This window comes from Coprococcus sp. RTP21281st1_F1_RTP21281_210402 (genome assembly GCF_040915325.1).
Lineage (GTDB): Bacteria > Bacillota > Clostridia > Lachnospirales > Lachnospiraceae > Coprococcus > Coprococcus aceti.
The window spans coordinates 222,478-242,706 of record NZ_JBCPDQ010000004.1 but is presented as its reverse complement, the minus strand read 5'-3'; the positions used below and the strand labels follow the sequence as shown (position 1 = coordinate 242,706).

The following is a 20,229-nucleotide window of genomic DNA, read 5'->3' as shown; positions in this document are numbered from 1 at the left end:
CTCTCAGGTCATGGAACACGTCCAGAGGCTTTTTATCGCTGTCGACAATTATATGCCTTGTCATATTTGCAACATATACATCCCCCTCGGTTATATAATCCTTCAGTCTTCTTATAGAGTGCTCATACTCTTCCCTGCTGCATTCTTCGTACACATTCAAGTTATACTTCTTCCTCTTTTGTACATCTTCACTCGTCCTGTCAATTATATTGCCATTTTCCCGATCATCCCTGCCACAATACTTCTCTATATCATTCTCCATTACATCAATATTTGACTGTGCATCACCTGTCATCCCATTTGCCACAAGATATGTCTCTTTTTTTAGACAATCTTCAACAACGAAACAGTCATAGAAGATCATGACTGCCTCTGGAACAGACACAAGATCTTCATTGATGGAATCAAGCCCCATCCTATCCATTCCATAATCGTAGGATACATACCCTATCGCTCCTGATACGATCGGCAAATCCTCCGAACTCTTATCCATATGCTGTACAAGATACTGTCTCATATATTCTTCAAATGTTATATTCTTTTCAGAATCTCCATTAACCTCAAATGCATCCCCATTCTTAACAAGCCTGAGATACGGGCATCTCCCGATAATCGAATAGTGTCCCAGATTATTCACAAGGGATGAGTCAAGAAATGCTATTCCTGTCTCATCCTCATATATTTCAAAAACATCAGCTGCACACACATATCTGTCAAGTTTTTTTAGCACTCGCCTCATACCGCTCATATATGACTCCTTATCTGCAATTAAACTTCTCCGCCGCTATACAAAAATTATACAATACATCATGACCATACTCCGTAAGTACCGCTTCCGGGTGAAACTGCACCCCGTACAACGGCAGCCTTCTGTGTGATATTCCCATAACTGCACCATCCTCGGATATAGCATCCACCTGGTAATCATCCGGCAGACTGCTGCCATTTATTACCAATGAGTGGTACCTTGTGACATGAAAGCTTTCCGGCAGCCGCGCGAACAGACCTGTTCCACAGTTATGTATCTCTGTCACCTTTCCATGCATTGGCATCTTTCCTTTTTCAACAATGGCGCCCGCACAATACCCAAGTATCTGATGTCCAAGGCAGACTCCAAGTATCGGAATCTTTCCCTTATACATGTTCACAACATCCACACACATTTTTGCCTCCCATGGCCGCCCAGGTCCCGGTGAAAGTATTATGCCCTCCGGCTCCAGATCTTCCACATCCTGCAGAGATATCCGATCGCACCTCTTCACGGTCACACATCTTCCCATTTCCTCAAAATACGCCTTCAGGTTATATACAAACGAATCCAAATTGTCTATCATCAGATACATGCACTTCTCCTTATCCGCAATCACCATAAAACACAAAAAGGATAACAGCCGGCATGCCAAAGCATGCACAGTCGTTATCCTTTTCGGTCCGTAATCTGCACGTTATTTTTATCTTTGATTTTTACAGATTCTATCATATCTGTCCTCAGAAAGCAAATGCCTTTGCTACTTTTGCGCAGTCTCACTATGCAATGCGCCTACTGACGTGCCCTCTCATAGGCATCTGCATACTGCTGTTCCTGTGAGTTTATCTCCTCAACATCGCGGTTCTGTTTCAAGTAGGTTCCATCAGGCTGCTGTATACGCGCCTGCATGTTGTCCTTCATCATAAGTCCAAACATGTCCCTGATACGCTGCTTGATCTTATCATCATATATAGGTGTAGCAACCTCCACACGGCGGAGAGTGTTACGCGTCATAAAATCCGCCGAAGCTATATATATCTTGTCTCTGTCAGGTGTTCCGAAGATGTATATTCTTGAGTGCTCAAGGAAACGTCCAACAATACTTCTTATCTGTATATTCTCCGTCTCACCAGGAATCCCTGCCAGTAGACAGCATATTCCTCTGACTATAAGTTCAACTTTCACTCCCGCCTTTGATGCCTCAACCAGTTTGTCGATGATCTTTTTGTCAGTGAGAGAATTGATCTTTACACCGATATACGCAGGCTGACCGTCCTTTGCTATGGCAATCTCATCATCTATCATCTTGAGAACCGGAGCCTGCAGGCATTCAGGAGCCACAAGCAGGTGATCAGCATGGCTGACTGTATTGCCAATAAGAATCGACTGAAACACTTTCATGGCATCCTTGCCAATAGCCTCATTTGCAGTCATGAGCGACAGATCTGTGTAGAGTCTGGATGTCTTCTCATTGTAATTTCCCGTTCCTATCTGTGTTATGTACTGGATTTTACCTCCGTCTTTTCTGGTTATGAGACAGAGCTTTGAATGAACCTTGAGTCCGTCAACGCCATACACAACATGACAGCCCGCGTCCTCGAGGGTACGGCTCCACTCTATATTATTTTCCTCATCAAATCTTGCCTTGAGCTCCACAAGTACCTCAACCTGCTTACCATTCTCTGCAGCTTCAACAAGTGCTTCCACAACCTTAGAGTTCTTCGCAAGACGATATAAAGTCATCCTGATTGCATTTACCTTTGGATCTCTTGCTGCCTCCTGAAGGAGATTCAGGAACGGTCTGATGCTCTCATACGGATATGAGAGAAGCACATCCTTCTCAAGTATCTGAGGTATAAGTGGCTTCATCACATCAAGATCCGGTGACTGCTGTGACACCCTCTTCTCAAAGAACAGCTCCTGTCTGTCCCTGAGCTTATCCTGTATCTGGAATACAAATGACAGATCCAGCGGAGATTTTGAATAAAATACATGTTTCTCGTCAAGCTCACAGTAATCACACACCTCGCCCACCATCTTCTGTGATATATCTCTTGTAAATTCTATTCTGACCGGAGCAAGTTTCTTTCTAAGCTTAACAACCTGTTCCATCTGATCTCTGTAGTTGAGGTCTTCATCATACACCTTGCTCACGTCGATATCGGCATTTCTGGTGATCCTCATGAGAGTCTTCTCCTGAACCTTGTAGCCCTTGAAAAGCCCTGGAGCATAGTGAAGGATAAGCTCCTCCAAAAGTATATAGGTTCCCGGCACGCCCGGAAGTGCCACAAGTCTTGGAAGCATGCCACTCTCACAAGGTATGATACCGAGTTTCTTCTTGCCCTTTCTCTCAAGTATGGCAAGGGCATATATCTCTCTGTTCTTGAGGAATGGGAATGGCTGTTTTCTTCCAACGATCATCACTGAGAGCAGCGGAAGTATCTCCTGCGCAAAATAACTGTCAAGATACTTTGCGTCAGCCTTCGACAGGTCTGCGTACCTTACCAGTCTAAACCCCTCCGTCTCAACATCTTTCATGAGATTCTCATATATGTTGTCTTTGATCGCATTGAGCTTTGTGACATTCTCAAGGATCGCATCAATCTGTTCCTGTGGGCTGAGCTTTGTCTTGTTCTCCCTCTGATCTCCGGTCAAAAGTTTCTGATCCTCCAGAGAACCAACTCTCACCATGAAGAATTCATCAAGATTTGACTGATATATTGCCAGAAATGACAATTTCTCGCAAAGCGGTGAATTCTCATTCTGTGCCTCCTCCAGCACACGCTCATTAAACTTGAGCCATGAAATCTCTCTGTTGACGTATACGCCCTTTATTGTACTTATATTTGTATCCTGTGCCATTTCTTCATATTCTCCTTTTCTGTTCTTTATTTTTCTTATCAGTCTGATCAGCCAGTTTACCAATTGCCTGTCCTCTTTCTATCTGTTTTATTCTATACATACACATTTATTCTATACATACACAACAAGACGGATAGCCATATGACTATCCCTCTCATCATAGGAGCAGACTCATTATATGCACCCATGTGAGTTGCTGTTCCTTATTGTGGTAATCATCTCAAATCGCTCCAGGCAGTATACTTCTTATCATATATCTTCTTCAGCATATCCACCGATATGTCAGATAGCGTATTCTCACTGTTTACGATCACAGCAATCGCATCACGTCCAAATACATATGATGTGAGCAGCTCGCTCTCGTACGGCTGAAGGCTTCTGGATGACATTCCAAGGTCACATCTGCCCTGAAGCGCATCATTGAGTCCCTGTGTCGAATCCGACTCTGTGACCAAGATCTTCGCTGCCGGATTGATCTTCATGTATTCCTCTGCCAGCTTAGATACGATCGGAGCTGCCGATGTAGAACCATGTATCTCCACCGTACCACCAGACTTGTCTGACAGGAATGTCTCGCTCTTTTTTACCGGAACACAGTAGTCCGCAACCACTGCCTGCCCCGCTGACTTCACATAAGCCATGAAATCCTTTGCCACAGCTGACAACTCTCCGTTATACACCAATATATAATCCCTGCACAGAGGATATTTGTCCTTCTCTATAGATGCCGCATCCGGAGCTACACCATCGACATCCAGCGCCTTTACACCACTGTTATTTTCCGCACTGTAAGCTATATAACCTATCGCATTTTTGTCAGAAGCAACTTCCGATATGACCTTATCTGTGGATTCTGCAACAGTGTTTGTTCCCGTAGCATCGGTACCTACAAGATTGTCAAATTCCGTCTTAGTACCGGAACCTTCCTCTCTGGAAACCACATTTATCGTACCCATGGATGACATATCCGGAACGTCCACTTTGGCGCCACATCCTGTGAGTAACAGAGAACCCAGTGCAGTCATTGCAAGAAATTTGCCAATCATTTTCCAGTATCTGTCCCTTTTGCAGCTCCTGTCTATATTACTGTCAATATACGTTCTTTCACATTTGTATTTTGTCATGCCTGAGCACCTGCCTTCACCATGACTTCACTGTCGCTATCCATATTCTCTATATCAAGTTTGTCAAATGTGAAATCGTCGATTGCCTCTTCCGCAATGGATATGCAGTTGTCCGCCATACGGTCCATGCTGTAAAGGAGTGCTGAATAATCCGCTGTCAGGCTTCTCACACATGTGTTTTTCTTGACTCTTGCGAGATGAGCCTTACCTGCCTGTCTCTGGAGCTTTCTTATCTTCTTCTTGTCTGCGGCAACCTTATCAGGAGTTTCGCTGTCCCCAGTAATTATTGCATTCATTGACTCACCGAAAAGTTTCTCTGTCATATCCATACATGCTGTCAGGTCAGCTATCGCAGCATCCGACAGCAGTTGTCCATTGTCCAGGATCTTTTTATACAGGCCATCCACCTCATCGCACCTGTCTGCTATACGCTCTATATTGTTGCTGACCACCATGAGGCCTGCCGCCTGCTCTGCCTGTTTCTCGGTAAGGTTACCACTTGATATCAGCTTTGTGATGAAATCAACTATTATATTCTGAAGCTCCTTGACCTTGTCATGCTCATCCACATATTTGTCACGGATATCTGTAATATTTCTCTTCTCTATAGCATTTTTCATAGCACCTATCATCTTACCCGCATGAACAGACAATCTTGATATTTCTTTTGCGGCCATGTAGATAGCTGCCGCCGGCTGTGACATAGCTTTATCATCGAGGTATTTGGCTACAAAGCCATCTGAATTTTTCTTGTCCTCACCCCTGATGATGAACTTAACTATCTTCACCATAACAGGTATCAGAGGCAGCCAGATAAGTGTACATGCCACATTGAACGTGGTATGCGCATTTGCTATCTGTCTTGATATGATGTCAAGTTCATCGCCCTTCGGTGATATCCACTGCACAAATGCAGCCAGCGGTCTTATAAGGAACATGAAAAGTATGGTTCCTGTGATATTGAATGTACTGTGCGCGATGGCTGTTCTCTTGGCATTCTTGGACTGTCCTATGGATGCCAGAAGCGCTGTGATGGTTGTTCCAATGTTATCTCCAAAAAGGATAGGTATCGCCCCTGCCAGACCTATGACACTGTGTATTCCGTCAGGTCCAGGCTGTGACGCAAAGTTCTGAAGTACCGCAATGGTCGCCGAACTACTCTGTACAACCAAGGTCATGACTGCACCAAGTACAACTCCGAGAACCGGTATCTCTGACACCTTGCCCATCAGATCCACAAATATCGCACTGCTGGCAAGTGGTTTCATAACACCACCCATGACCTCAATACCTTCAAAGAGAAGTCCAAATGAGAATATGACCATACCAACATTTCTGATCTTTTCCTTCTTGAACACAAAGTTCATAATGAAGCCTATGAATATGATCGGATATATGTAATTACTGATCTTGAACGCCATAAGCTGTGCCGTCATGGTCGTTCCTATATTTGCTCCAAATATTACTGATATAGCCTGTGGCAGACTCATGAGTCCTGCACTTACAAATCCGATGACCATGACCGTGGTCGCCGAACTGCTCTGGAGAACTGCGGTTACAAGTGCCCCCGCCAAAGCTCCCATCAAAGGATTCTTGGTAAGGAATCCCAATATCCTCTTCATCTTCTCTCCTGCTGCCTTCTGGAGTGCATCGCTCATGCTATTCATTCCATATAGGAACATTGCAAGTCCTCCCAGCAATCCAAATACTATCTTAACTCTTTCATCCACTGTGTTTTTTTCCTCCTTATGTAAATCTCATCTTAAACAAGCATATCCACATAAGGAAATGGCCGCTATCCACATGCAGTAAACGAAATGTAAAATCTATGTAAAAAGCAAGAAAAGCCAGCAGACACACTTCATGTGTATCTACTGGCTTAAATTTCATCACCATAAATTTGCTATTATACTAGCATTTTGTATCGTATTTTTCAATATGCAGGCACGTAAAATTTATGTAAACTACATTAAAACAGTCTATCCAGTGATAGTATTATAAAGTTAGCACCTTTCTTATCTTTTTTTCACCATCAAAATAATTTAATTTTAGCATTCTATGAATTATTGCTTCTTTACACTGTTCTCCCTCTCTTACATGTTTACTATCCAAGGCCCCCACCTCTCTGTTTCTGCCAAGTATCAACTGATCTATCGAAACATTAAAAGTATCTGAAATCTTCACTAAAACTGTTACATTTATCAGAGGCTTTTCTAGATGTGACATGAATTAACGCATATATATCAAGTTAATCACTTGATAACAAATAAAAAAGAGGTCTCCACGTTCTGATGCGCACCCGGAATTCCAGATGTATTCCAGTTACATTGATTGGGAGAACCTCTTTTTTATTTTCTTATATTATTCTCTTCTAATTGTGCTCTGGCACTACAGCATAGAACACCAGATCCTCATCGCCGTTGTTCTTCAGACTATGGCTGTGTCCCGGCGGGCAATAATGGCAGTCGCCCGGATTGAGTATCTCCATGGTGTCGTCATACTCCATGGTTCCAACTCCTGAGATGATAAATATGATCTCGCTGTTGATGTCATGTGTGTGAAGCCCTATAGAACTTCCGGCTGGAAGTGTTGCCCTCATGATCTTGTTGTAATTGCCTACGTGCATGCGTGGCTTGAATACGCCTTCGCCACCCTTAAAGTTCTGAATATTCTGCTCCTCAAGGGAATCGAATGATATCTTCATCTGTTGTCCTCCTTACGAAAAATACGAAAAAATCCTGCAAACGCATATAATACGCTCCGCGCGGCGTCTGCGTGCTATGTCGTCAAGCGCACCACACTCTCAAGAAGTCTGTCACAGGCTTCCTCTATTATATCTTCTTCTATACCCGAATAATTGATAACCAGCGTGTGGCTGTCCTCCTGCTCTTTTCCGTGGCAGTACTGGCTAAGGCTGGATATGTTGATTCCTGCCGCGGCAGCTCTGTCCACCATCTCTCTGTCCGTGTATGACGTGTCGATCTCCATAAGGAAATGAAGACCTGCATTCTCTTCCTTTATCGTTACCTGTGGATACAGCCTGTGACTCCTGATACAACCAAGTATCCTGTCCCTGCTGTTCCTATAAAACTTTCTCATCCTGTTGATGTGCTTTTCCAGATACCCCTCCTGGATAAACCTTGTGAGTGTATACTGATCAAAATTCGACACCGTACACGCATAAAAGCTTAGTACATGATTATACCTTACCATGAGCGGTATTGGCAATACCATGTAGCTTATTCGTATGGTTGATGACAAACTTTTTGAAAATGTATTCATGTATATGACCTTATCTGAGGCATCTATACTCTGAAGTGCTGGGATCGGATTGCCCACCAGACGGAATTCACTGTCATATTCATCCTCTATGATATATCTGCCCTCCTGCTTTGCCGCCCAGCCCAGCAGTTCATATCTCCTACTCGCCGGAGTGACAGTTCCCGTAGGGAAATGGTGTGACGGTGATATATGCACCACATCAGCCCCGGACCGCTCTAGCGAATCTATGTTGACACCGCTCTCATCCATGTCTATATAACAGCATTTCACTTGATATGCATCGTATATGTGCTGTATCTTCTGATATCCCGGATTCTCCACACCGTATACGCTGTCCCTGCCGAGAAGCTGTATGATAAGACCATACAGATATTCCGTTCCCGCGCCGACTATGATCTGGTTCGGGCTTACAGACATCCCCCTGAACTGATAGAGATAATCCGCAATGGCCTTTCTGAGTTCAAATATACCACCAGACGGTGATCTCTTCATAAGCTTTTCCCGGTCATCCATCATCGTCTCCCTCATGAGTTTCGTCCATGTCGAAAATGGGAAGTTCTCACTGAGGGTGGAATTGTTTACAAAGTCGGCAAAGAACCTGTTCTGGCCAGGGGATTCTGCGTGTTCCCTGATCACATGAGAATGCTCTGTCACATGGTCTTCCGATCGTATTCCGCGCAAGTATGCAACGTCCGATTCATCTGAGGTCATGTTCTGCCTTGCATTATCTTTCATTACGGAACCTTCTGTACCACCCTTATATTCACTGGCATAGTAGGCATTGCGCACTCCCACAACATCCGCATCCTCGGCCTTCACGTCACACACATAGAACCCGCTCTTCGGCTTGGAATAAATATACCCCTCCGCAAGAAGCTGGCTGTAGGCATTCTCCACAGTGACCACGCTCACATTCAGATGAGCTGCAAGTGCCCTCTTTGACGGCAGCTTCTCATGGGCTTTAAGATTTCCTATCAATATGTCATTTTTTATCTCTTTGTACAAATGCTCATAGAGGAAATCCATCCCTCTGTCGTCAAATGAATATGTAAGCATCCACTACTCTCCCAATACTATATCAACGATCTTCTGTGTGTCATGTATGACAAATGGTGCGCCAAGGCTCATGATAAACTCCTCGTCTCTGAATCCCCAGCCGACCATGATGACATCCGTTCCAGAATTTCTTGCTGTGGCAAGATCCACATCAGAGTCACCTATATATACGACATCCTTCTTCTCAAGACCAAGCGTTCTGAGGCACTCCTCCACCATGTCAGGTGCCGGTTTCTTGGCTATGCCAGACTTCTCACCAAGTGCGAAATCAAACATTCCTGGGAAATAGTCAACGCACAGATCCTGAACAGCGAAATCTGCCTTGTTGGACACAACCGCAGTCTTCACACCTGCTGCCCTGAGCTTTGCTATAGCATCATGTATTCCGTCATATGGTCTGGTCTTGATTGCACTGTGCTCCTTATAATAAGAAGCAAATGTATCAAACACCTTATCTATCGTTGCCACATCAGTTCCCGCCGGCACAGCTCTCTCAATGAGCTTTCGTATGCCATTCCCAACAAATCTTCTAACCTCATCTATAGTTCTCTCAGGGAATCCATGATGAGCAAGTGCATAGTTTGTACTGTCTGTCAGGTCCTCAAGAGTATTGAGTATTGTTCCATCCATATCAAATATCGCTGCCTTGTATCTCATGTCATACATCTCCTTGTCTTATTTGTAATTATGCTTATTCCCATTATAATCTGTGAGTTAAGGTTGTCAATCAACAATGACGCCACAAAAAATCCGGCACAGGAGGGAGGTTCCTGTGCCGGACTTTTATATACAAATGAAAGTAATCATCTATCGTATATTTATTCAATTGTTATATACTTTGACTTTGGCTCTTCCGGTTTCTTCTCAATCTTTGGAACTGTGAGCTTAAGCACTCCGTCCTCAAACTTGGCCTTGATATCTTCCTGAGTCAGATCCTTGCCAACATAGAAAGTTCTGCTACCTGAGCCACTGTAACGCTCCTTGCGGATATACTTTGTCTTCTTATCTTCCTCTGTGGTCTCACTCTTTGTAGAAGCGTTCACGATCAGATATCCATCCTTGAGCTCAATCTTCACATTCTCTTTCTTAACTCCTGGAAGATTCATCTCAACTGTGTAGGCATCCTCGCTCTCGGCTACATCAGCCTGCATAAATCCATTCATCTGCGTCTGCTTTGGTGCTGTATAAGTCCTCTCAGGATATCCAAAGAAATCATCTAAAAAGCTATCTCCAATAATACTAGGCATTAACATAAGTCATCTCTCCTTCCAATATCTATCCCCTCTGCCTTTATCGCATCAGGTATATACATGTTAATAATTTCGTTTCCTTTTCAAAGGATCGCTTCAAGGCTTATCGTTAATTTCTATTTAGAAGCTCTTTCCTTTGACTGATTATGTTATACCACTTCTGTTAGCACTCGTCAACACAGAGTGCTAATAAATTTTGTGAAAAATTTGTGAAGTCCACTAATTCAGGACTTCACAACCTCACACATAAAACACCTTTTCATCCTCAAGCCTGAAACATGCAAGTCTTGCGTTCTTTATTCCTATGCTTCTCATCCAGCATCCACAGTCTATGTCATAGAACAAAAAGTCCCGTTCTTTGTCATACCTTCGAAATACCCATCCATCATTATATGCAAATTCTTTCTCTTTGGTCGTAGGAGTATGCCCCGCCACTACCATGCCGTGCATGATGCCGCCATTTGTAAATCCATCACCCCTGGCATTCATATAGAACTCTTCCCTTGAGCTATACATGGCCTTAAGTTCCGGCGTATCAAGTCTCCTGATGTATCCGGCATGGACTATTATGCATGTTCTGCCAGACACTTTCGTTTCATATAGATACGGCATGTTCTTTATCCGGTCCGCCCATGCACATAACTGCGAGAAAGTATATCCGGATTCTATCAGCTCATATACCGTCTCACAGCGGTCAAACTTTACGCTGGCATCTTTTTTCGCAAGCTTTTTCATCGACTGGTACAAAGTTTTCGTGTCCTGCAGGCTATCCCTGTCAAGATCCATTTTGTAGCTGATGATCCTCATCGCCTCTATATTCTGTGCAAAGTCCTCATCATGATTGCCTCGTAGCAGAATGACATTTGGCGGAACATTCATTATCCATTCCAGCACCTCAGCGTTCTTTGGTCCCTTATCCACATAATCCCCGGCACATATCAGAGTGTCACTGTCTCCCAAATTTATCTTCTCAAGCATCCGGATCAGCTCATCATAGCATCCGTGAATGTCCGATATTACATAACTGCCCATATCTGTCCTCCCATATCATACTTCATATCGAACATATACTAGTCTTATTTCTGTAAATGTCAACACCATCTGAAAGTAAATTCTGAGTAAATGTCTGGTCAGGACATATAATGCTTGTGCTTTCCAATATCGCCAAATAGTCCAGCGCTCATTCATCAAGCATTAGCTTTCCTTTCTTCGCCTTCAACTTTAATCGTTCCATTTGTTCTTTCTCGATCTGTTGAATACTTTTTTCTGGCGTTGGAAGATCTTCAGGCATCGTGCCACCAATCTTTTCTATTGCAGTGCGCACTTCTTTTCCAACATTATAATGAACTGATGTTGCCTTATCAGCGCCTTGTATTTTGTCTTTCCTCAACTTTTCTTCTGTCTGAGATATACGAAACAAGTTTGCGATCAACTCCGTACTTCCCATATAGTCAAGTATTTTTTGCCCAACTTCTAACTGTTTTCTTGAATGGATATCGTCTACATCAAGTCCTCCATACAGACCCATATAACCTGCATTTTGGAAAAAAGCAAATTCTTCATTTGTTATTACTCCAGCATTATGAGCAGTCTCTGCCAACATCTGATTCCACTGCTTGATATCGCCCCGAACCACCAGTCTCCTATTATCCTCATCCAACTCATTAAAATGATCAGCGACTTCCTGTCTGTATGTCTGTATTGCAAAATATGTCTGACCTAAAGCTATGACTTCCTTACGTGGATCTCCATTCTGTACTACCAAATAACATGCATATCGGGATAATTCGTAATCTCTTGTTGGTTTCGACGTAACTCCTGCTTCAACGATTTTGCTGACCTCAGCAAAATCGTCAGAAACCCTATGTCCACTATTCTCACTTGCAATCATCGCTCTTTTTATTACCTTATTACCATAATAATTTTATCATAGTTACACCTTAAGCACTACTTGATTCCCGTATTTTTTATTATTTACGCCATATTTAGCAGTCTCAATTACTTTCCTACGTTTTTCCTATACCATATAATTCTGACAAATACATACAAAGGAGATCAACTATGGACAACATGCAAACATTGATAAAAAACTATTTGGAATACTGTGGTAAACAGAAATGCCTTGATGAAAAAACTCTGAAAGCGTATAAGATCGATCTAAAGCAATTCTCAGACTATCTTTGCTCATCTGACATCACCGACGTTTCCACCAGTATATTGGAAGATTATATCGGTGAACTTCATAATAAATACAAGCCCAAGACCGTAAAACGTAAAATTGCATCTGCAAAAGCATTTTTTCACTATCTTGAATACAAGGAAATCCTGGATAGAAATCCGTTCAATAAACTGCAGATCAAATTTCGAGAGCCCGTAATATTACCCAAGACCATTCCACTTCACACCGTTGAAACAATTTTGTCCACCATTTATGAACAGCTTAATTGTGCCAAAACTATCTATCAAAGAAGGAATTCTCTGAGAGACGCAGCCGTTATTGAACTTTTATTTGCAACCGGCATGCGAATTTCTGAACTCTGTGCGCTGAAAGTCAACGATATCAACCTGTACGATGGAAGCATCCTTATATATGGCAAGGGTGATAAAGAGCGCCGACTTCAGATAGGAAATCCGTCTGTCATAAGTATACTGAACAAATATGAAGTTGATTTTCATTCCGAGATAATGAAGTGCAATCACTTCTTTGCAAATCAATCCGGTCGGTCACTGACCGATCAGACTGTCCGCAGAATGATAAATAAATATACCGCTCTTGCCGCAATCGATCTACACATAACTCCACATATGTTCAGACATACTTTTGCAACCAGTCTGCTGGAAGCTGATGTGGACATCCGCTATATTCAGGAAATGCTGGGGCACAGCTCTATCAACATCACCGAGATTTATACTCACGTTGCTCTTGCTAAACAGCGAAGTATTTTGGCAACTAAACATCCGAGAAATAATTTTAATATTTAGTTATGTGAGCAAAGCATATTATCCTTCGGGGGATATGCTTTGTTTTTATTTTGCACCTTTAATCAATCTCGGCAGCGGTGGTATTTATACGGATAATAGGTAATTATCAATTAAACATTTAAAGATAGGATTAAAAATAACATAGTATGAAAACTTCAGATTTATTCAATTTTCAATTTGTTGATCGAAGCAAAGAACAAAAAATAATAAATAACTTTTTTCAAAATATTACTGGAAAAACACTTTGGATAAAAGGGGAAAGTGGCTTAGGAAAGACGGCGTTTTTTAATTATGTTTATAATAATTGGAATAATTATTCCTTATGTTATATTAATGTCAAAACTGAGAGCACGGCAGCCGAAATATTACAAGTTTTTGTGCTTGAATTACAAAAATATAGTGATATTGATTTTTTATCTATGATTAAGAAAAAATACAAAAAATTTTATAATACTGTATATAAAAAAAGCAAGGATGTTACCGGAGAAATATCATCTAACATCAGCAAAGTTATAACAATTATTTTAGATATTGCATATACTGCTGTAACATTACGTGATAAGCAAGTAAGTTCACAGGAAATGATTGTAGAATACATCCGAAATATTCTATCAGATAGAAAAATATGTATTTGTATTGATAATTTTTCTAGATGTGATATTGAAACAGCGGAAATTATCATTAACATTTTTAAACATTTTTATACCTTTGAAAATTTTCGAAGCTGCATTATTACAACATCTGAGGAACTGAATGCTGAGATGCAGCAAATGCTATATCGGGAGTTAAATTATACAGAAATAAAAATAGAATATTTTAATAATTATTTATATTTTACTGAAATTCTCAGTCCTATTTTTGAATTGGAAAATTTTGATACTTCAGACATAGAATATCTATATAAAAAATGTAAAGGAAGTCCTAAAAAACTTTCAACCGTAATTTCTAAATTATTAGAAAAAAATGGTATATCAATTTATGATAATGCAAAAGCAGTAATTGACAAGAAAAAACTTTTTTCAATTTTACAATCAGAAAATATTGTATTTAATTCTGAGGATTTTACTACAGCACAAAAATGGATTATATTTTCATATTTATGTTTAAATGAAAAAGTAGATTATTGCTTACTTAAAGAAATATCATTGTATATAACAAAAAAAATAAATTTATACGTCGCATATAATGACGAAAAATTTTCACAAGAGTTAGAAAAAATAATTGATCATAAAATTTTAGCATATAATTCTGACAATACAATATCGCCCCAACATGATATAGATTATAGAGAATTGCAAAATATTTTTGATGAGTCAGGGTTAAAGCCTTTATTTTCGTATCATACTTTTAACTTTTTGAAAAATAGGAATGATGTTGCAGAATGCCAAAAACTAAGATGTAGACTTGCGTATAACGCATCAATTGATGGGTGGGAAAGACTTAATTTTAGATATGGAAAAGAGTTATCCCATAACAAACAATATTATGACGCTCAAAAGGTGTTTTTTAAATTAAGTAATCACCTTAATAAAATGCATATTATGCAAGTATTATTTATTGCAATTAATTCCTATCAAACTGGTAACTATAAACTTGCAATTAGTCAGTTTAAAACTATATCGCCAGAACAATTGCGCTTTGAGAAGCCTCAATATTATTATTTTTATTATATGGGTAAAAGCTATAATAATATAGGTGATACAATGTGTGCAGCCAATTTACTTGAAAAAGCTCTTGAACATGTTGATATAGACAGTAGAGAATATGTGCAGACATTGAATATGCTACATATGTATTATTATGAAATTGATGAGAAAATCGATTTATCTAAAAACATATTTTTTAAAATAAAAAATGAGTACGAAAATATTTATCCTGACATTTGGGCAAATACGATGCGAGGATGCCACAATTTCATACCTTATGAAAGCGCTATAAAATTATTAAATAAGGCAGAGAATATTTTAAGTAATGATTTAGAAATTGCATATATAAAGACAACGAAAGGATTTCTATATGCTAAAAACGATAAACTTAATAATGCAACAAAAATGTTTGAAGATGCGGCATCAATAATAAAAGTACTGAGAATTCATGAGTATTCATATGCCGCCAATAATTTAGCGATATGTTATATGCTAAATAATAAATATATTGAGGCAAAGGATGTTTTGCAAGAAGCTTTACTATGGAACAGAACAGATTATGGAGATATCGTCTTACAAAATCATTTAATGATGTGTTGCATTAACCTAAATCAACAACAAGAGGCTATACCTTATTATGACTATGTAAATGGCTATGTAAATAAAAACCCTAATGCTGATATAATTATGAAACGGAAATTATATATGAATTTAGCAATAGCAAGCAAGCAACTGGGATTTGAAATGCAAAGTAAAACCTATTTTGATTTATGTGAATCAATAGTTGCAGGGACTTCTAGCGAATGGCGATATTATGCATTAACCCACAATACTAAAAATTGTCCAGTTTCAAAACCGAATGCTAAATGTTCAAATACGTTGGATTTTGACCCTTGGTTTTTAGTGTATGCTCACGATTAATTTACTTTAATCGATCCATAACTGTAGATATATAATACTGTACCATGTTAGAGAAAGTTACATTATTTTTACTTGCAATAAATCCAATCTCACTTGTACTACTGAATCGAGGGGCAGAATTTATTTCAATAAAACTTATATTTTGGGTTGATAAATTTATACGATAATCAATTCGGCAAATATCATGCACTCCTAATGTATGTGCTATCATAACTGATTGTTTTTTTGTTTTTTCAACTATATCTTTCGGTAAGTATTCGTTATCAAGATATAATTTTCTAAGTTTATTTTGCTTTTCTTCAATACCATAGATTGCATAAGGGGAATTGTCAAACAATTCCGCTGTTACAATGTTATTTACAAGGTAGGAATTGGTGTTGCCTATTAAGTAATTTGTTACATCAATTCCTTTAACATACTCTTCTATAATGACTTCATCAAAATTATCGAGTAATTCTGATGTTTTAAGTAGTACTTCATCTTTTGAATGACAAACACAACTGGCAGAAATACCTAGCGAGGATCCAGAACAGTTGGGTTTTACAAAAAGAGGAAAATGCATTTCCTCTACTATTTTTAAGTTGATTGGCATATCATGACTTACAACACATGATTTAGGCATATCAATCCCTAATTTTAGTAATGCTTTTTTGCAAAAGTGTTTGTTGTTCATTATTACAGATTGAAATACTCCTGATCCGCTGTAAGGAACATTTAAAATATCTAATAAAGCAGGGGCTTGTACACGACTATACTGTTGATCCATTCCATCTGTAAAGTTTAAAAAAATACAATTTTCAAATGTTCTCTTTGTGTCAATAGCATTGATTAGTTCTGGTATTCCACCGAAATAATCACAGTCATATCCTAATGAGTTGATGGCTGTAAGTATTTCATTAATATTTTTAATGCTAGGATGATCATTGTACATAGTATTTGTACCCAGATTAGCATAATTAGTATAATTTTCGCGATAATCACATATTAACCAGAATTTCATAATGAGTCCTCCCGATAATTAAATATAATAGAAAAAGCGCTAGGTTCTAAGTTTTTAAGTGTTTGATAATTACCTATTATCCTTCATTATCTATGATATCATTTTAAGTCTAAGAAATCCATACATTATTCCCACAAAATATTTTTGTTACATATATAATAATCACCCTCATACTACCCACCCTTCACAGTCAGCATCTACAAAAACATACTTTCCATCCCCCGAATTACGAATTGTGCTTCCATCACATATATGATAAAATTTATTCAGTTAGTATATTCTAACCCAATGATTAGATTAAATTTGTCAGCCACACCACTGCGGATTCTAATAGGCTGGCATCAGGTTATGGGAGATAAATGAGATGAAACGGGCATATTCAGTATCGAGCTATGCAAAGCTTTACGAAAAGTACTGTAAAGAAAATCTTCCGTCCGAAGCGGATGATATATTCAAAAAGGCTGATGAATATTACAGGGAATTTATGCGCAGGGACATGCCGGATCTCGGCCAAAATATGATGGCTACCAATATGTATGACTGGTTTACCATCGTATCATTCTATGAGGCAAGCGGTCACAGGCTTGACGGCGAGGTTCTTCTCACCATCAAACGGGATGCCGCTGAAAAGATGAAATTCCTTGGGAAAATAGTGAATGGCAACAAAAGCAACTGGCCATATAAGTTATTTGAAAAAACCTATGTGAAGTTCAACAGGATGCAGAAGGAACACCAGGCAAAAGGCGAATGGATGGATAGTTGGAAGGTTGAGATCAACCCGGATGGAAGGACTGACGGGTTCTGCTTCCATCTGATTGGATGTCCTATAGCGAAGCATGCAAAGGAGCACGGCTATGCGGACCTGCTCCCTTATCTGTGCAGGACTGACCACTACCTTGCGGAGGTCATGCACGCCCGCCTGATTCGTACACAGACCGAGGCTCTTGGCGGGGATTGCTGCGACTACTGGTACGTAGGCGACGAGAGTCCTGCACTGGAGCAGTATAAGGATCTTGAGAAAATATAACTATTCCCCTACAAAGTAAAAAGCAAGCATCTGATTCTAATATAACGATGCTTGCTTTTTTATATTTATATACTAAACCAGTCAAGCACCTCAACCTGTTCCAGATTCTCGTCCGAATGCTCTATCTCCCTGGAATATCTGTAAGAGAGTTCTATGAGATCATCCGTCGACAAAGTCTCACCATTTCTGAGCCATCTCGCCATGAGTAGCATATAGAGTTCAACCGCATGTCCCACGCATGCGTTCACCTTGCCGGATATATTGTCGTCATACACTGCGCCGAGAATGTAGGTTGATATGAAGTAGACTATGATCTGTTCAAGGAATATGTCCAATGTCATATGAGGGGCACACCCACCGTGATTTCTCCACCATGCATCAAACCTCTTCCTGTTGCCGGCAAAAGCTTCCTCACCCTGTCCAAACAAAAGCTCCTGCGACTCAATGAGCACATCCTCCCAGTCATCATACAGGAGTTCAAGATCTTCGATGAGAAACATAGCCTGTTTTTGAAGTAACATATACTCTTCATGTTCTCCGTGGATCTCCGGCTTATCCTGCTCCTCACACTCATCCCACATGACAAGGTCGCCCTCGTCATAGTGTCTCTGTGCCGACGCGCCGATCTGAAGCACCCGCTCGATTCTGATCCGGATGTCCACACTTCTGTCCTGAATGACTTTCAGTATCGCCTCCCGGATATCCTCCAGATTGGAGTACAGGAAATAATCAAAGTCATCGAACACCTCGTCCTCGTCATCTTCCTCAGTCACAAATGTCACCTTGTCAGTGATGTTCATCAGTATACGTGCCACCTCAGGACATGAAAGTGATAACGAAACCTCGCGCACGTTCTCGAATTCCTCCGTATGTCTCGGATACTCCCTGCAGGTGGTACAAAGGCTTTCCTTACCCATATGTATATACAGATCACACAACATGTCATCCCGCAGAAATGCACACTTTCCACTTCTACCATGCCTGAAAACGCCCTCTTTCCAGTTCACTTTTCGGTGAAGCTCCGGTCTGTAATCTCCATCATACTCCTGATACCTTTCAAGAGAATCGTCATCTATCACTATCTGCCATTTGCCGCAGCATGTGTCCGGGCATTTGTCCGCTATGCAGCTGAATTTCTTATAATAATCCGGGTATGTGTAAATCATATGTACTCCTTTATATATAATCATGCCATTATTCCATTCATCGGCTCTGCAGCACGATCACGAACTTGTTACCGTCCTTTTGGGAAATAACACTTAACATTCCGCCCTGTTTTTCTATGATCTCCCTTGACAGATAAAGACCTATTCCAACGCCATCCTTGTCACCGGAATTTCTGCCACGGTAAAACCTCTCAAATATATGTGTGCGCTCATCCTCTCCTATTGGTTCATTCTCATCTGTCACACTGATTTCAACCGTGAGCCCTAGTTTTCTGACCGACAGGACTATCTCACTTCCAGTTTTTCCGTATTTTATCGCATTATCCAAAAGATTGAAACACGCTTCCGCAGTCCATCTTCTGTCATGCTGTATATCACATTTCACCTGTTCATCATATCTGATAGTTATATCGGCGTTTTTCGCACTCACATATACATCTTTCACTGCCTGCAGCACAGTGTCATTTATACTCTGGCTTTTCACATCGAGATTGATAAGTCCGCTTTCCAGTCTGGATACCTTTATCATACTCTCCGAGAGAAATGACAAGCGCTCCACCGCCAGTTCAAGGACTTGCAAGTACTGAGTACGCTCATCATCACTTATATCCGGATTTTTCAGAAAATCCGTGTACATCCTCAGGTTCGATATTGGCGTCTTCAGTTGATGGGAAAGATCCGATACCAGCCCCTTAATATTCTCATGCTCCAGCCTCTCTCTGGAATTCTGAAGCTTCAGCGCATCGATTATCTTGTCAACCTTGCTCTGCAGCCTTGATACCAGCGAGTCATCATTTTCCGGAAATACCTGCTGCCGTTTCAGGTCAGAGAGATTGTCCAGAAGATCCGACATAGCTGCCACGACCTCCGAAATAAAGTCATCATCTGCCTTCTGCAGCAACTTTATGACAACAAACATAACTACACCACACGCCAGTGACCTATGGCCGCAAGTATTTTCCCTGAACATACATACTCAAATACTGCTAAAAACACAAACAAAAGAAGTGAGCATACATACAGCATCCTCACTCTCTTTGTATATTTACCATAGTTTTCAATATATTTATCCATATTATCTCTGTTAGCTACCCCTGCCTATGTCTCTCCGAATGTATATCCAATTCCAAACACCGTGATCACGTACTCCGGATTGCCTGCATCC

General features: G+C 40.4%; 16 protein-coding genes and 1 pseudogene. 3 read left to right on the top strand and 14 right to left on the bottom strand.

From position 1 onward, the window contains the following. The 11 genes and pseudogenes from AB5150_RS07170 to dinD all read right to left on the bottom strand — a co-directional run. Nucleotides 1–748, bottom strand: a pseudogene (locus AB5150_RS07170) (aminodeoxychorismate/anthranilate synthase component I); the annotation flags it as partial. A gap of 10 nt (nt 749–758) precedes the next feature. Next, nucleotides 759–1,343 (bottom strand): aminodeoxychorismate/anthranilate synthase component II, encoded by a 585-nt coding sequence (locus AB5150_RS07165; RefSeq protein WP_368291576.1) that lies wholly within the window; start codon nt 1,341–1,343, stop codon nt 759–761. 197 nt (nt 1,344–1,540) lie between these two features. Further along, nucleotides 1,541–3,610, bottom strand: a complete 2,070-nt coding sequence (gene ppk1 / locus AB5150_RS07160; protein WP_368291575.1) for a polyphosphate kinase 1 — start codon at nt 3,608–3,610, stop codon at nt 1,541–1,543. 215 nt (nt 3,611–3,825) lie between these two features. Continuing rightward, nucleotides 3,826–4,734, bottom strand: a complete 909-nt coding sequence (locus AB5150_RS07155; RefSeq protein ID WP_055223132.1) for a substrate-binding domain-containing protein — start codon at nt 4,732–4,734, stop codon at nt 3,826–3,828. Then, a complete protein-coding gene (locus AB5150_RS07150; protein WP_022215832.1) occupies nt 4,731–6,464 on the bottom strand; it encodes a Na/Pi cotransporter family protein in 1,734 nt (577 codons plus the stop codon). The genes AB5150_RS07155 and AB5150_RS07150 overlap by 4 nt, the downstream gene beginning before the upstream one ends. A 641-nt stretch (nt 6,465–7,105) precedes the next feature. Next, nucleotides 7,106–7,438, bottom strand: a complete 333-nt coding sequence (locus AB5150_RS07145; RefSeq protein WP_022215833.1) for a cupin domain-containing protein — start codon at nt 7,436–7,438, stop codon at nt 7,106–7,108. 74 nt (nt 7,439–7,512) lie between these two features. Next, the gene (locus tag AB5150_RS07140) at nt 7,513–9,072 is read right to left on the bottom strand and encodes a PLP-dependent aminotransferase family protein (RefSeq protein ID WP_022215834.1); all 1,560 of its coding nucleotides are present in this window, start codon (nt 9,070–9,072) and stop codon (nt 7,513–7,515) included. Between the two features lie 3 nt (nt 9,073–9,075). Beyond that, on the bottom strand, nt 9,076–9,729 hold the full coding sequence (locus tag AB5150_RS07135) for an HAD family hydrolase (RefSeq protein WP_055146549.1): 654 nt from the start codon (nt 9,727–9,729) through the stop codon (nt 9,076–9,078). Nucleotides 9,730–9,890: 161 nt separating this feature from the next. After that, nucleotides 9,891–10,325, bottom strand: coding sequence for an Hsp20/alpha crystallin family protein (locus tag AB5150_RS07130; RefSeq protein WP_022215836.1), 435 nt, complete (start codon nt 10,323–10,325; stop codon nt 9,891–9,893). 237 nt (nt 10,326–10,562) lie between these two features. Further along, on the bottom strand, nt 10,563–11,354 hold the full coding sequence (locus AB5150_RS07125; RefSeq protein ID WP_368291574.1) for a metallophosphoesterase: 792 nt from the start codon (nt 11,352–11,354) through the stop codon (nt 10,563–10,565). 148 nt (nt 11,355–11,502) lie between these two features. Continuing rightward, nucleotides 11,503–12,213, bottom strand: coding sequence for a DNA damage-inducible protein D (dinD, locus tag AB5150_RS07120; protein WP_368291573.1), 711 nt, complete (start codon nt 12,211–12,213; stop codon nt 11,503–11,505). 170 nt (nt 12,214–12,383) lie between these two features. Between dinD and AB5150_RS07115 the strand changes: the two genes are divergently transcribed. Both AB5150_RS07115 and AB5150_RS07110 read left to right on the top strand, forming a co-directional pair. Further along, entirely contained in the window at nt 12,384–13,304 is a 921-nt protein-coding gene (locus AB5150_RS07115) for a tyrosine-type recombinase/integrase (protein WP_368291572.1), read from the top strand. Nucleotides 13,305–13,450: 146 nt separating this feature from the next. Further along, nucleotides 13,451–15,871 (top strand): tetratricopeptide repeat protein, encoded by a 2,421-nt coding sequence (locus AB5150_RS07110; protein WP_368291571.1) that lies wholly within the window; start codon nt 13,451–13,453, stop codon nt 15,869–15,871. A gap of 1 nt (nt 15,872) precedes the next feature. Here AB5150_RS07110 and AB5150_RS07105 read toward each other — a convergent pair whose 3' ends face one another. After that, complete coding sequence (locus AB5150_RS07105; protein WP_368291570.1) at nt 15,873–16,871, bottom strand: hypothetical protein; 999 nt, start codon at nt 16,869–16,871, stop codon at nt 15,873–15,875. Nucleotides 16,872–17,235: 364 nt separating this feature from the next. Between AB5150_RS07105 and AB5150_RS07100 the strand changes: the two genes are divergently transcribed. Then, nucleotides 17,236–17,898, top strand: coding sequence for an L-2-amino-thiazoline-4-carboxylic acid hydrolase (locus AB5150_RS07100; RefSeq protein WP_368291568.1), 663 nt, complete (start codon nt 17,236–17,238; stop codon nt 17,896–17,898). Nucleotides 17,899–17,963: 65 nt separating this feature from the next. On the opposite strand, the gene fliB is transcribed toward AB5150_RS07100, so the two are convergent. Then, on the bottom strand, nt 17,964–19,064 hold the full coding sequence (fliB, locus tag AB5150_RS07095; protein WP_368291567.1) for a flagellin lysine-N-methylase: 1,101 nt from the start codon (nt 19,062–19,064) through the stop codon (nt 17,964–17,966). 37 nt (nt 19,065–19,101) lie between these two features. Then, nucleotides 19,102–20,034, bottom strand: coding sequence for a sensor histidine kinase (locus tag AB5150_RS07090; RefSeq protein ID WP_368291566.1), 933 nt, complete (start codon nt 20,032–20,034; stop codon nt 19,102–19,104). Between the last annotated feature and the right edge of the window lie 195 nt (nt 20,035–20,229).